Source organism: Sphingobium sufflavum, from assembly GCF_021403115.1.
GTDB lineage: Bacteria > Pseudomonadota > Alphaproteobacteria > Sphingomonadales > Sphingomonadaceae > Sphingobium > Sphingobium sufflavum.
Window position 1 is genome coordinate 79019 of record NZ_JAJSSH010000016.1, and the last position, 12424, is coordinate 91442.

12 protein-coding genes and 1 tRNA gene are annotated in these 12424 nt (G+C 63.1%); 9 read left to right on the top strand and 4 right to left on the bottom strand.

What is annotated here, in order from left to right; all coding sequences use genetic code 11:
* Positions 1-64: 64 nt before the first annotated feature.
* The 3 genes from LWE61_RS18650 to LWE61_RS18660 form a co-directional block, all read right to left on the bottom strand.
* Entirely contained in the window at positions 65-607 is a 543-nt protein-coding gene (locus LWE61_RS18650) for a flavin reductase family protein (RefSeq protein ID WP_407696264.1), read from the bottom strand.
* A gap of 86 nt (positions 608-693) precedes the next feature.
* A complete protein-coding gene (locus LWE61_RS18655) occupies positions 694-1353 on the bottom strand; it encodes an SDR family oxidoreductase (protein WP_267961900.1) in 660 nt (219 codons plus the stop codon).
* Between the two features lie 228 nt (positions 1354-1581).
* Entirely contained in the window at positions 1582-3258 is a 1677-nt protein-coding gene (locus LWE61_RS18660; protein WP_234152158.1) for an alkaline phosphatase family protein, read from the bottom strand.
* Positions 3259-3331: 73 nt separating this feature from the next.
* Here LWE61_RS18660 and LWE61_RS18665 point away from each other — a divergent pair, with 73 nt between their 5' ends.
* The 6 genes from LWE61_RS18665 to LWE61_RS18690 all read left to right on the top strand — a co-directional run bounded on the left by LWE61_RS18665 (position 3332) and on the right by LWE61_RS18690 (position 8676).
* On the top strand, positions 3332-5410 hold the full coding sequence (locus LWE61_RS18665; protein WP_234152159.1) for a protein-disulfide reductase DsbD family protein: 2079 nt from the start codon (positions 3332-3334) through the stop codon (positions 5408-5410).
* 3 nt (positions 5411-5413) lie between these two features.
* Positions 5414-6157 carry a TlyA family RNA methyltransferase gene (locus tag LWE61_RS18670; protein WP_234152160.1) on the top strand — a complete coding sequence of 248 codons (744 nt, stop codon included), beginning with the start codon at positions 5414-5416 and terminating at the stop codon, positions 6155-6157.
* Positions 6158-6285: 128 nt separating this feature from the next.
* Positions 6286-6834 (top strand): TspO/MBR family protein, encoded by a 549-nt coding sequence (locus LWE61_RS18675; protein WP_234152161.1) that lies wholly within the window; start codon positions 6286-6288, stop codon positions 6832-6834.
* Positions 6835-6871: 37 nt separating this feature from the next.
* Positions 6872-7150, top strand: a complete 279-nt coding sequence (locus tag LWE61_RS18680; protein WP_234152162.1) for an accessory factor UbiK family protein — start codon at positions 6872-6874, stop codon at positions 7148-7150.
* A gap of 190 nt (positions 7151-7340) precedes the next feature.
* Positions 7341-7847, top strand: a complete 507-nt coding sequence (locus LWE61_RS18685; protein WP_234152163.1) for a type III secretion system chaperone family protein — start codon at positions 7341-7343, stop codon at positions 7845-7847.
* Positions 7834-8676, top strand: coding sequence for a pyrroline-5-carboxylate reductase family protein (locus tag LWE61_RS18690; RefSeq protein ID WP_234152164.1), 843 nt, complete (start codon positions 7834-7836; stop codon positions 8674-8676). Before LWE61_RS18685 ends, LWE61_RS18690 begins: the two co-directional genes overlap by 14 nt.
* A gap of 18 nt (positions 8677-8694) precedes the next feature.
* Here the strand turns inward: LWE61_RS18690 and LWE61_RS18695 are convergent, their stop codons facing one another.
* Complete coding sequence (locus LWE61_RS18695; protein WP_234152165.1) at positions 8695-9189, bottom strand: MarR family winged helix-turn-helix transcriptional regulator; 495 nt, start codon at positions 9187-9189, stop codon at positions 8695-8697.
* Between the two features lie 80 nt (positions 9190-9269).
* Here LWE61_RS18695 and LWE61_RS18700 point away from each other — a divergent pair.
* The 3 genes from LWE61_RS18700 (at position 9270) to LWE61_RS18710 (ending at position 12356) form a co-directional block, all read left to right on the top strand.
* Positions 9270-9344 (top strand) — tRNA-Gln (locus LWE61_RS18700).
* A 498-nt stretch (positions 9345-9842) separates the two neighbouring features.
* On the top strand, positions 9843-10733 hold the full coding sequence (locus LWE61_RS18705; RefSeq protein ID WP_234152166.1) for a TonB-dependent receptor plug domain-containing protein: 891 nt from the start codon (positions 9843-9845) through the stop codon (positions 10731-10733).
* Positions 10734-10790: 57 nt separating this feature from the next.
* The gene (locus LWE61_RS18710) at positions 10791-12356 is read left to right on the top strand and encodes a TonB-dependent receptor plug domain-containing protein (RefSeq protein WP_267961910.1); all 1566 of its coding nucleotides are present in this window, start codon (positions 10791-10793) and stop codon (positions 12354-12356) included.
* Positions 12357-12424: the final 68 nt, after the last annotated feature.

Genomic DNA, 12424 nt, shown 5'->3' on the forward strand with positions numbered 1-12424 from the left:
GGCCATAATCCATTCAGGCGTGCTGCCTGCATGCGCTTGCACAACAATATTGTTCACTGGCGTGTCAAGGGGCGGCGGTTTCCAGATCGGCGAAACCGCCATATTTGCCGCGGAAGAACAGCATCGGATCTTCCTCCCGCACCACTTCCATCTCCGCCACGCGGCCAAGGACGAGATAATGGTCCCCGGTTTCCACCACCTGCTCCAGCGTGCAGTCGATCCAGGCGATGGCGCTGGCCAATATCGGTGATCCATTGCCGGACAGGCGGAATTCAACGTCAGTGAACTTGTCCGGGCCGGAGGTGGCAAGTTGGCGGCACAGGCTCTGGTGCGCGGCGCCCAGAACATTGACGCAGAATTTGCCCGCACCTTGGATTTTGGGCCAGGAAGAGCTTTTCCGGTCGGGGAAAAAGCCGACGAGGGGCGGGTCGAGCGAGACGGAGGTGAAGGTGCCGACCACCATCACGACATGCTCGCCATTCTGTGCGACGGCGGTGATCGCGCATACGCCAGTTGGATAATTGCCCAGCACCCGTCGAAATGTCTGTCCGTCGATCATCCAGCCTGTCCCATTGTCATCGCTCAGCCGCGCGGATGCTTGCGGCATACGCACATTATTCGCAAGTGTGAATATCAAGTCGATTTATGGAATGATGGGCCTGTGGCGATCCACTGGCCCGTCATTCCATAAGATCAGACGCGGCCCGTGACGGGAATGTTCGCGCCGGTGACGGCGGAGGCCGCAGGAGACAGCAGGAAGGCGATGACCTGCGCCAGTTCCGCGGGCGCAACCCACTTGGGGGCGTCGGCCTCGCCCATGTCTGCGCGGTTGGCGGGTGTGTCGATGATGGAGGGCAGCACGGCGTTGACGCGCACACCCTTGTCCTTCAACTCCTCGGCAAGGCTTTCGGTGAGGCGGGCCACGCCGGACTTGCTGGCAGTGTAGGCGCCCATGCCCAGCCCGGCCTTCAGCGTCGCGGCGGCACCGACATTGACGATGGCGCCTTTGGCCTCCAGCAGAGTGGGCAGCAGCGCGCGCGACGTGTGAAGCGCGGTCATGACGTTGATCTTGTGCAGGAATTCCCAACTGTCCGGGCTGCCGTCAACGATCGTTTCCCAGCGGAAGCCGCCAGCAACATTGACGAGACCGTCGACCGGTCCCTGAATCTGCGCCTTTGCGGCTTCGGCTCCGGTGGCGGAGGTGAGGTCCGCGCCACCGACGAAGGTGCCGGGGAAGCCGGGAGCCTCTGCGGCGAGGTCGATGCCCGTGACGCTATGCCCCTGTCCGGCGAGGAAAGAGGCAACCGCGCTGCCCAATATACCAGCGGCGCCGGTTACGACGATATGGCCCATGATGAAGAGTCTCCAGAAATATGTGATTCCCTGCTGCATGTGCGGTCGGCAGCGGTCAAGATGCAAGGCGGCACGCGCATCATGGGTGCGATGTTTCATACGTCAGGGCGTAGGACGGGAGAGTGTTGCCTGCGTCATGGCGGGAGGTGAGTGCTGTTCAGTTGTGGGTCGCGTGCCGTGCGGTGAGCGGGCGGGCAAGTCGCCACCCGCTGCCCGCTCCTGATCTTGTCAGCGTGCCGGGCAGACGCTTTCCGGTCCGGCATGGAGGTCGAGGCAGCGTCCATCCGGTCCGCCCGTGGCGGGAAGGGGCAGGCCGATCTCCGCTGCCAGGGTGGGAAGAATGTCCACCGTTTCCACGCCCAGCGGTTGTTCGAACGGCGTCAGGCTCTTGCGCCAGAAGAGAATGGGGACGCGGCGGTCATAGCCCCATGGGCTGCCATGAGTCGCCACCGCGCCGACCACGGGGCCGGGAATTGGGGTGATGCGCGGCTTGAGCAGAACGACGAAATCGCCGGACCGTTCGGGATCGAAGGACGCTTTTGCTTCGTCCAGCAGGGACCATGCCTCCGGCGGGCCGGAGGGTTCCGGTGCGGCGATCAGATCCTCATGAGTGAAGACGGTCTGCACCTGCGGATGGCCGCGATAGAGGGCGAGGGCGGCTTTCAGCACCTTGCGCCGCTGTCCTGGTGACAGGGTGCGGCGAAGATAGAGATCGCCGAACGCGCCGTCGCCCAGGATCAGCGGTCCCTTGATGCGGGTGCTGGCCTCCAGCGTGCGGTTGACCTGTGGGATCGTCAGCGCGGTATCGACGCGCGTGGCGTCGGGCGCACCGTTCAGGCGGTTGCGTTCGGGCAGGTCGTGGCCCCCATGGTCAGCGGTCAGTACGACCAGATAGTCCAGCCGTGTCGAGTCCAGCCGGGCGAACAGCGCGCCGAGGTTGCGGTCCAGTTCGGCAAGCTGGATGCACATCTCCCCGCCGCCGGGGCCGAAGCTGTGCCCGACGATGTCCGTGCCGGACAGGCTGATGGCGAGTACGTCGGTATGGCCGAACTCACCCAGTCTTGCGGTGTGCAGCAGGCTGGCGGCGAGGTCGAGCGTGGCGGCGTCCAGTTCTGGCGAGACGCGGAAACGGGCGGCGTCGCCCGGCTTGCGCTCGAACCGGCCATCGCCCACCGTCAATGTCGGAGACAGGGTGATGGGCTGGCTGACCGGGGCGCAGCGGCTGGGTCGGTCAAAGGGGGCATGGCCGTCGGCGATCCGCTGCGTCACAGCGGCGTTGACCGTGGTGACGGACGCGGGGGCCACACGCCCGGCATAGCTGGCAAAACCCTTGCCGTTCCACCACCATGTCTCGTCCGCCTTCTTGCCCGCCAGAAGCATGGCGCCGCGATCCTTGCCTGCGACGGCGATGACCCGGCTGAGCGGATCGACCGCCTTCAACCTGTCACCCAGCGTGGGGACGCGCAGACGATGCAGGGATTGCACATAATGCTCGCTGTCCGTATCGGGGGCAGCGGAGTCTTCCATGCAATAGACCTTCTTGTCCGCCCGCGTGACGGACTGGTCGATCCAGTGGTTCGCAACGATGCCAGTGTGGCCTGGGCGATAGCCGGTCAGGATGGTGCTGTGGCCGGGGCAGGTTTCGGTCGCGGCGTGCGACTGATAGCCGCTGGGGAACACCACGCCGCCGGCCAAACGGGCGAGGCCCCCGGTGAAGGTGGCGCGATAGGTAGCGAAGAGGTCTGCGGAAAATTGATCCACTGCGATGGCGACGATCAGTTGTGGGGGCTTTGGCTGGGCGGGTACGGGCGCCGCACGCGATGGCGTCGATGCAGGCGGCTGGGCCAGGGCGGTGGTGCCCATGAGGAGCGCCACCATGAGCGCATGCAAACCCTTGACCAGCATCTAAATCCTCCGTGCGGCACTTGCCCCTGGGGCAGGAGTGCAATAGCGCAATCTTCTCACGCGGGAACGGCCGATGCGCTTTTCAAACTGCCTTTTTATGACATTTTCCCTGTTGGCTGCTCTGTTCGTCGTCCTGCTGGGCGGGACGGGCGCGGCGCAAGCCCAGTCGCCCTTTGGCGAGGATGGCCCGCACATCATCCCGCAACTGGTGGCGGAAAGCGCCACGCCTGCGCCGGGCAGTACGGTGTTGCTGGCGATTGCATTGCGGCCCAAGGCTGGCTGGCATGGCTATTGGGTCAATCCGGGCGATGCCGGCCTGGGCATGGATGCCCGCTGGGCCGTGCCTGCGGGTGCGAGCGTGGGGACGTTGCGCTACCCCGCGCCGCAGAGATTGCTCGTGTCCGGCCTGATGAACCACGTTTATGAAGGCCCCTATGCGCTGCTGGCCGAATTGCGTCTGCCGCCGGGTGCGAAGGCGGGGCAGGTGGTGCCAGTGGCGCTGGATGCGCGCTGGCTGGCCTGTACCGACAAGATTTGCGTGCCGGAGCAGGCTAAGCTCTCCCTCTCGCTGACCATCGGCGATGGAGCGGTGACGCCGGATGCACGGCAACGGTTCGATGGCTATCGCGCCGCCTTGCCGCGTCCGCTGGGCAGCGAGGCCCATTATACGGTTCAGGGCAACCGGCTGCGCATTGCCATCCCCTATCCGGCGGCCGCTCCGGTGACGGCACCCTGGTTCTATGCGGAGACGAAAGATCTGGTCGCCTATGCCGCGCCGCAAGATGCGCGGCGGGTGGGGGATATGCTGGTGATCGAGACGGGCGTGGCCCCGGCTGCCCGGCCCAGCGGCGCGATCGAAGGCGTGCTGACCGCAGGGCCGGGCATGGCACTGGCTTTGACGGCCCGACCCGGCCCGGTGCCGACCGGTGGAGTACGAGTGGGCGAAGATATAACGCGGCAGGTGGACGCCGCCGCTTTCCTGCTGGCGCTGGCCGGGGCGTTGCTGGGCGGATTGCTGCTGAATGTGATGCCGTGCGTCTTTCCCATCCTGAGCCTCAAGGCGATCAGCCTGGCCAAGGCGGGTGGAGAGGAGCGGCAGGTTCGGCGCGAGGCGATAGCCTATGCCTTAGGTGCGTTGTTGAGTTGCATGGCACTGGGCGGCGCCATCCTTGCCCTGCGTGCGGCGGGAACGAGTGTGGGTTGGGCGTTCCAGTTGCAGGATAATCGCGTCATCGCGTTGCTGTTGGTGCTAGTGGTTGCGATCACGGCCAATCTGGCGGGGCTGTTCGCGTTGCCGGCGTTGGATGGCGGGCGGCAGGGTAAGGGCGTGCGCGGTGCTTTCCTGACCGGCGTGCTGGCGGCGTTCGTGGCGACGCCGTGCACCGGGCCATTCATGGCGGCGGCGATGGGCGCGGCGATCCTTATGCCATGGCCGCTGGCGGTGACGATCTTTGCCGGGCTGGGGCTGGGGCTGGCATCGCCGTTCCTGGCGCTGGCCTATATTCCGTCGCTGCGGCGGCGGCTGCCCCGGCCGGGTCCGTGGATGGAATGGCTGCGGCGGATCATGGCGGTGCCAATGGCGCTGACCGCGCTGGCGCTGGGCTGGCTGCTGTGGCGGCAGGGTAGTGGGGCGGGGATTGTGCTGGCGGTGGTGCTGGTGGCGGCGACCTTTGCGCTGTTCGCCGCTATTGGCCGGGGGCAAAGGCGGGGGATGGCGACGTCGGTGTGGGGCATGGCGGGGGCGGTGGCGATCGTCGTGCTGGCCTGCGCAGGGGCGATGCAGTTACCCGCGCCACGCCCGGCGGAGAGCGTCGAGGGGGCGGTGCCCTTCAGCACGGAGCGGCTGGCAACCCTGCGGGCGGAGAAGCGCCCGGTCTTCCTCTATTTCACCGCTGACTGGTGCGTGACGTGCAAGGTGAATGAGGCGAGCGCCATCGCAACCGACGATGTGCGCGCGGCCTTTGCCGGAGCGGGCGTGGCGGTGATGGTGGGTGACTGGACGCGCGGCGACCCAGTCATCACCCGTTTCCTGGAGACGCAGGGACGATCCGGCGTGCCGCTCTACCTCTATTATGCGCCGGGCGCGGACAAGGCGCGGCCATTGCCGCAATTGCTGACGCCCGCGACGCTCACCGAACTGGTGAAGGGCTGAACCATGGCCAAGATGCGTGCGGACCAGATGCTGGTCGAACGGGGGCTGGCCGAAAGCCGGACGCGCGCGCAGGCGCTCATCATGGCGGGGCATGTCTATAGCGGCGATCGCAAGGTGGAGAAGGCGGGCCAGACTCTCCCGCCTGACGCACCGATGGAGGTCAAGGGACGCGACCATCCATGGGTATCGCGCGGGGGAATCAAGCTGGCGCATGCGCTGGATCATTTCGCGATGGACGTGACCGGCGCCGTCGCGATGGACGTCGGAAGTTCCACGGGCGGCTTTACCGACGTGCTGCTGAGCAAAGGGGCCGTGCGGGTCTATGCGGTGGACAGTGGCACCAACCAACTGGCGTGGAAGCTGCGCATCGACCCGCGCGTCGTGGTGCATGAGCAGACCAGTGCGCGCATCCTGACGCCGGACCATGTCCCCGAACCCATCGACATCATCGTGTGCGACGCCAGCTTCATCGGTCTTGCCAAGGTGCTGGAACGGCCATTGAGTTTTGCCGCGCCGGGCGCGCGCCTCGTGGCGCTTATCAAGCCGCAGTTCGAGGCGGGGCAGGCGGAGGTGGGCAAGGGCGGCGTCGTGCGCGATCTCGCCGTGCATGTTCGCGTGTGCAGCGAAGTAGAACAATGGGTTATCGGGCAGGGCTGGCACGTCGAGGGTATCGTGCCAAGCCCGATCACCGGGCCGGAAGGTAATGTCGAGTTCCTGATCCTGGCGCATCGACTGGCCGGGGCCTGAACGGCGCCCGCCAACCTATTGCGCGCCTGCGTAACAAGGCGCTTGCTCCGCCCTCTAAATCCCCGCACATGTTGCGTCCTGAACCGGTTTAGGGGGATTCGCGTGGTCGATACGGCAGGGTGCGGCAGATGAACGAACTCGCGTCCAGATCGCAACTGCGCATGTCCTTCCTGCGCTGGGCTTTGTTCTGCGTTTCTCTGATCCTGTTACTGGGGATAGGGTCCGGCATTGTTTCCAACAGTGGTTATGGCAACGCTTGGTTCGCCGCACTTGCGAAACCGGCGATCATGCCGCCCGGCTGGGCGTTTGGCGCTGCATGGACAATCCTCTACATCCTGCTGGGGCTGGCATTGGCGGTGGTGATCGGCGCACGGCGTGCGCCGGGGCGGGGACTGGCGATCACTATCTTCATCGTGCAGATCATCCTCAATTTCCTGTGGTCGCCCCTGTTCTTTGCCGCGCATGAGGTGACGGTGGCCTTCTACCTGATCCTCCTCATATTGGTGCTGTCGGTCCTGACTACCCTGTTGTTTGCACGGGTGCGGACGGCGGCGGCGGTGCTGATGCTGCCCTATCTGCTATGGCTGTGCTTTGCGGCTTTCCTGAACTTTGCGATCGATCAGGCGAACCCGCATGCGGAAACGCTTGTCGCGCCCGCCATCAGTACCCAGATATAGGGCAGACCTTCCCCTTTTTCTGATTACGGATATGGCCATGCAGAGCGAGAACCGCATTTTCGACGATCTTTCCAAGCTCATCAACGGCGCAGCAGGCACGTTGGCGGGCGTAGGCCGGGAGTTCGAAGGCAACGCCCGCGAGCGGGCGCGCGAATGGATCGGTGGCCTGGACTTCGTGACGCGCGAGGAATTCGAGGCGGTAAAGGCGCTGGCCGCCGCCGCGCGCGAGGAAGTGGACCTGCTGAAAGCGCGGCTCGCTGTGCTGGAAGGTAAGGGCACGCCCGGAGGCAGCGTGGGATCCAGCGCTGCGGGCTGATCCGTCCACGCTTCGTCCTCCATCTTTCCACAAGTTTTCCACAGCTTTTCCACCGGGCTGCCCCAATGGCACCCGGATCGGCCCTGTTTCATACCGGTTTCATGGTTGCCGCGCTGTGCGCAGGCGGCAAACCATGCTATCGTCCTTGGCAGGCGGACATAGATCGGTTCGAAGGGACCGCAGTACATAGATGATGGATCGAGACGAATTTACCCACGGTGATCAGGAGGCGGAGCCGATCGACATGCTCGCCGCCTATTTCGAGGCCTATGACTGGCCTTTCGAACATGTGGCCGAGGATGAGATCAGCGCCAAATATCGCGGTAGCTGGACCGAATATGAAATCAGGGCGATCTGGCGTGAAGACGATCAGGTTCTACAGATTCTTGTCATGCCCGACATCCGCGTGGCCGACGACAAGCGGCTGGCGATCTATGAGACTGTTGCGCTGATCAACGAGCAGATGTGGCTAGGCCATTTCGAGACTTGGTCGAGCAACGGTACGCTGTTGTTCCGCCATGGCGCGTTGCTGGGCACGCAGGGATCGTTGACTCTGGATCAGGCGCAATTGCTGATCGAGAGCGCAATCGACGAGTGCGAGCGTTTCTACCCCGTGTTCCAGTTCGTGCTGTGGGGCGGCAAGTCGCCTGTGGACGCGCTGGCCGCCAGCCTGATCGAGACCCATGGCGAGGCGTGACGTGACGGACAATATCGGATCATTGGCCGACTGGGACCGGCCGCTTCTTCTTATCGGCTGCGGTAATATGGCGGGGTCGATACTGGCGCGCTGGCTGGACAGCGGCCTGTCGCCGGAGCGGGTGCAGGTGGTCGATCCGGCGCAACCGGCGCTGGTGCCGGGCATAGACGTGCGGACGGCGTTGCCGGAACGTATCGCGCCGGGAACCATCGTGCTGGTCGGCATTAAGCCGCAGCAGTTCGACGGGATCTCGGGGCCGCTCAATGCCCTGCTGGATGGCGGTGCTGTCGTGCTGTCGATCATGGCGGGCCTGCCTGTCGGCCTGTTGCGCAAGGCGCTGCCGCGCGCGGTTGGCATCGTGCGGCTGATGCCCAACCTGCCGGTGCGGACGGGCGAAGGTGTCGTCCTGACCTTTTCCGAAGGTGCAGAAAATGCGCAGGTCGGGCAACTGCTGGCTCCGCTGGGGCTGGTGGAGGCATTGGCATCGGAGGACGACTTCGATCTCGGCACGGCGCTGAGCGGTTGTGGACCGGCCTATGTCTATCGCGTGATCGATGCACTGGCGGCGGCGGCGTCCCGGTTGGGATTGGGTGAGGCGCAGGCGGCACGGTTGGCGTTGCAGACGGTTGCGGGCGCAGCGTCGGCGGCATCCCGTTCCGACAGTGCACCGGCGGCAATGGCCGATGCTGTCGCTAGCCCCGGCGGTATGACGCGGCTGGGCCTCGACGTGCTGGACGCGGACGAGCGGCTGGTTGAACTGCTAACCGACACGTTGCGCGCGGCGCGCGACCGGGGTGCGGAACTGGCGGCGGCCAGCCTCAACGCCTGAACGGGGGGTAAGCGCGTCCTATCGCTTGATCTGGAGCGCGATCAGGCGCCCTAGTTGTTCCGGAGGCAATAATCCCTCCAGTACGCGCCAGAAGCCGGTAACCGGTCCCTGTCCGGCCTGAGCATAGGCTGCGGCCATCCCCTCTCGCAGGCGGCTGAACAATTCAGCCTCGACCACCCGACCACGCGGGGTAAGGCGCAGTAGCTTTTGCCGCCGGTCGCGGATGCCCGCGCGACTTTCCACGAAACCCCGGTCGCCGAGGTCTTGCAACACCCGGTTCAACGATTGCTTGGTGATGCCCAGCAGGGAGAGAATGGCGCCGACCGTCTGATCGTCCTGCCGCCCGATGAAATAAAGTGCGCGGTGGTGGGCCTGGCCCAGGCCATGCGCGACCAGCACATCGTCGATCATCGCCATCATCGCGACATGCCCGAAATGCAGCAGTTCGATGCCTCTCCGGACTTCATCCTCGCGGAGGAAGAGCGGAGAAGCGGAGGGAAGGGTGTCTTTCATGGCCGCCGCATCATTTTTTACAGATACACGCTTATCTCTTTTCATCGCGCGCATCCACGCTATATGAGCCGCCTGATTGTTGGGGCGTCGCCAAGCGGTAAGGCAGCGGCTTTTGATGCCGCCATGCGCAGGTTCGAATCCTGCCGCCCCAGCCAATTTCCTTTCCTCTATCCAAGAACCGCAGAAATGCGTGGGTTCGGCTAGCGAAATTCTGGCTGTATAGGTAGAGTCACAACTCTGTGTTGTGAGGTTTGCCCGCCATGTTTTTCGAACGGGTGTCGCTGTAGCTTCACCTTTTGGTGGCCCCAGATTTTGGGGCCATGATAATCAAAATCGGTTCATTGAGACTCGGCAGGACACATTCCGGAATAACTCGTTCGGAGCCGCAGTCATGATAAAGGCCCGCGAGATGCCTAGTGAATGAAGGGGCGTCATCAGCAACAACGCCTCATTATGACCGTTTGAGCGCGCCGACATGACCACCCCGAACCCACGAACCTTACCGATCAATTCACGGCAGCTCTGCGTTGCCGCAAACTGGCTATGCCTTTCTCCCGGGCAAGAAATTCTATCATGAGACACAAGAATTAATTTCTATAGATTAAATAGGAAATTGATCCGGGGGTAATTATGAGGCCAAATGCAGTCGCCAGATGACCGGAGGCCGAACGTTCCGCAACAATCTACTGATTGGGAGCGGTTTGCTGGCGATGGTGATGGGTACGGTGCCAGCCTATGCCGCTGAGGGTCCCAATGCCTTTGCCAAGGCCGTGCCAGATGATCTTGCGGGATCAGGCGCCGCCGCTGATGCGTCCGATGCGGATTCAGGTGTCATCGTCGTGACAGGAACACGGGCCGGTGCGCGCGCGGTGGAGAATAGCCTTGTGCCCATTTCGGTGGCGAGCGCCGAAGACCTGAGGTTGTCAGGAAAGCCGAATCTGCGGGACGCGCTTGCGCAGGTGTTGCCAAGCTATCAGGTGCAGGCAGGCGGTTACCAGGGGCAACAAGGGGCCGCCGTACGTGGCGCGCGCCTCCGTGGACTGGACGCGAAGGACACGCTGATCCTGGTGGATGGGGTGCGTCGGCATACGTCTTCGTTGCTGGTGGGCAGTGCGTCGCCGACCGATCTCGACCTGATCCCGGCGAATGCGATCGATCATATTGAAGTGCTGGGGGATGGCGCGGCCTCGCTCTATGGTTCTGACGCTATTGCAGGGGTGATCAACATCATCCTGAAGAAGACGGCTCAGACCGGCGGTGAGGCCAGCTTCTATTACGGCCAGTATGGACAGACGGTGGGGGATCTTGCCGACAAATTTGGCCGTACGAAGAATGTGCAGCTCCATCAGGGTTTCACGCTTGGCGACGAGGGCTTCATCAACTTCAGCGCCAATGCGCAGTGGCAGAATGCCACGAATAATTTTCCGGCGATTGCGACGCCGAATATTACGGACAGAACCTCCCTTCTCTATCCGCTGCTGGCCGATGGCTCGCTCGATCCTCGTGAAACCGGCAAGAGCAGATACCGGCAATGGATGGGCTAGCCGTCATCGGAAACCTATTCTTTCGCCTATAACACGGAAATACCGATAAGCTCTGACCTGACCTTCTACGGCAACGGCACCTATGCCTGGCGCTATTCCTCTGGTCCGGGCTATTTCCGTTCTGCGTCAAACCAGTCCATCGCGCCCGGCACGACGCCCAGCACCCAGGATCCGTTTGTCAATGCACCGCATACCAGTGGGGCATTGCTGTTCCCGGACGGCTATCTGCCGACATTCGGCGTTCAGGAAAATGATTTCCAGTTCGTGGCTGGCCTGCGGGGCACCATATCGAACTGGAATTGGAACTTCAGCACCAGCTTTGGTCAGGACTATGCCAAGGTCTACACCAAGAACAGCAACAATACCTCTGCCGGCCCAGAATATTGGGCGCAAAGGGATTTCTACGATGGCGCGCAGGTCGGCAAGCTGTTGGTGACCACGCTGGCGGTGTCCAGAAAGCTGGATCAGGGGCTTTTCGGTCGACCGCTCAGCATCGCGGTGGGCGTTGAACATCGGTACGACAGCTTCGCGAAAAAGGCTGGCGAACGGCTATCCTATTTTGCTGGTCCCTGGGTCTGGCCGGCAGGGACGGGGAGCAACGCGGGTACGCACCCCAATGCGGGTGCGCAGGGCATGTCTGGCTTTACACCCGCGTCCGCAGGTCCGTGGAGCCGGAATAATCTCGCGGCCTATATCGAACTCAACCAGCAACTGACCGATGCATGGACCGTCGATCTTGCGGGCCGGTATGAATATTTTACCGATTTCGGCAGTGTGCCATCCGGACAGATTTCCATAAGATATGAAATCAGTCCGGCCTTTGCCTTGCGCGGGACGTTCGGGAACGGCTTTTCTGCGCCAACCCTGTTGCAGTCACGCAACTCCACACAGGGCGGTGGCTTTTCGAGAGATACTAATCCCCAAAGCCCGACTTTCGGGACTATCCGAGAATCCCAAAGCGTCACGACCAACCATTATCAAGCCATTGGGCAAGCGATCGGGGTTCCGGCGCTCAATCCCGAACGCAGCATCAATGCAAGCATAGGCTTTGTCGTAAAGCCGTTCCCCCGGACATTGTTGACCGTCGATGGCTATCTGATCGACATCAGCAACCGGATCACGTCCGCGACGGCCACCGTGGCGCAGGGGACCGCCCTTGCCGCTGTTCTGTCCGCGGCCCAAGTCTACAACGTGACCAGCGTGTCCTTCAACGTCAACGGCGCCCACACGTTCACCAAGGGGTTCGATTTCAGGTTTGAACGCACGGAATCGCTCGGCGCGTTCGGCACTCTCCGCTGGACGGTCACGAGCAATCAGAATGTAACAACGATCAAGAGCTTCTCGCCCTTGCCGCCGGTCATCGGCGCCGCGAGCGCACAGACGCTGCGCGTTCTGACCGGCGCGCTCACAAGCTATTATCCCAAGAATATTTCCGCTTTGGTGCTGGACTGGAACTATAAGTCGTTTCAGTTCCGGGCGAAGGAGACCCGGTGGAGCGCCACCAATTATCTTGGCTCCTCGCCGACGGCCGACCAGCGCCAGTCACCCGCCTTCACCACCGATGCCAGTATCAGCTATACGGTCTCTGACAATGTAAGAGCCTGTCTTGGATCTCATGCGTAACGAGCGACGCGCCTGATGAGAACGATAGCCGCGGCGGCATAGAGTAGCGCAGTTGCGGATTTGATGGT

Excerpts from the sequence above, each read along its gene's own strand:
- LWE61_RS18650 (WP_407696264.1), bottom strand. The coding sequence starts at position 607 with ATGCCGCAAGCATCCGCGCGGCTGAGCGATGACAATGGGACAGGCTGG.
- LWE61_RS18655 (WP_267961900.1), bottom strand. The coding sequence starts at position 1,353 with ATGGGCCATATCGTCGTAACCGGCGCCGCTGGTATATTGGGCAGCGCG.
- LWE61_RS18660 (WP_234152158.1), bottom strand. The coding sequence starts at position 3,258 with ATGCTGGTCAAGGGTTTGCATGCGCTCATGGTGGCGCTCCTCATGGGC.
- LWE61_RS18665 (WP_234152159.1), top strand. The coding sequence starts at position 3,332 with ATGCGCTTTTCAAACTGCCTTTTTATGACATTTTCCCTGTTGGCTGCT.
- LWE61_RS18670 (WP_234152160.1), top strand. The coding sequence starts at position 5,414 with ATGGCCAAGATGCGTGCGGACCAGATGCTGGTCGAACGGGGGCTGGCC.
- LWE61_RS18675 (WP_234152161.1), top strand. The coding sequence starts at position 6,286 with ATGAACGAACTCGCGTCCAGATCGCAACTGCGCATGTCCTTCCTGCGC.
- LWE61_RS18680 (WP_234152162.1), top strand. The coding sequence starts at position 6,872 with ATGCAGAGCGAGAACCGCATTTTCGACGATCTTTCCAAGCTCATCAAC.
- LWE61_RS18685 (WP_234152163.1), top strand. The coding sequence starts at position 7,341 with ATGATGGATCGAGACGAATTTACCCACGGTGATCAGGAGGCGGAGCCG.
- LWE61_RS18690 (WP_234152164.1), top strand. The coding sequence starts at position 7,834 with ATGGCGAGGCGTGACGTGACGGACAATATCGGATCATTGGCCGACTGG.
- LWE61_RS18695 (WP_234152165.1), bottom strand. The coding sequence starts at position 9,189 with ATGAAAGACACCCTTCCCTCCGCTTCTCCGCTCTTCCTCCGCGAGGAT.
- LWE61_RS18705 (WP_234152166.1), top strand. The coding sequence starts at position 9,843 with ATGACCGGAGGCCGAACGTTCCGCAACAATCTACTGATTGGGAGCGGT.